Source organism: Mesorhizobium sp. M7A.F.Ca.US.011.01.1.1, from assembly GCF_003998295.1.
GTDB lineage: Bacteria > Pseudomonadota > Alphaproteobacteria > Rhizobiales > Rhizobiaceae > Mesorhizobium.
Genome location: NZ_RZRT01000234.1, coordinates 1 through 511, shown reverse-complemented (window position 1 = coordinate 511; position 511 = coordinate 1). Strand labels below are relative to the sequence as shown.

1 protein-coding gene is annotated in these 511 nt (G+C 63.2%); it reads left to right on the top strand.

The window, feature by feature from the left end:
- Positions 1–511: thiamine pyrophosphate-dependent enzyme (locus EOA13_RS37505; protein WP_245490620.1), on the top strand; the 511-nt coding region annotated here is incomplete at both ends.

Below are 511 nucleotides of genomic sequence, written 5' to 3'. Positions count from 1 at the left end.
GGCGACGTGAAGTACCATCTCGGCGCTTCGTCGGCCCGCGAGTTCGACGGCAACAAGGTGCACCTGTCGCTAACCGCCAATCCCTCGCACCTGGAAATCGTCGATCCGGTGGTTATGGGCAAGGCGCGGGCCAAGCAGGACTCTCTGTTCGGCCGCAGTCGCGAAGAGATCGTGCCGCTGGAAGAGCGCGCCAAGGTGCTGCCGCTGCTCCTGCATGGCGACGCCGCCTTTGCCGGCCAGGGCGTGATTGCCGAAATCCTCGGCCTGTCGGGGCTGCGCGGCCACCGCGTCGCCGGCACGCTGCATTTCATCATCAACAACCAGATCGGCTTCACCACCAATCCGCGCTTCTCGCGCTCGTCGCCCTATCCGTCGGATGTGGCCAAGATGATTGAGGCGCCGATCTTCCACGTCAATGGCGACGATCCGGAAGCCGTGGTCCATGCCACCAAGGTGGCGATCGAATTCCGCATGAAGTTCCACAAGCCTGTCGTGGTCGACATGTTCTGCT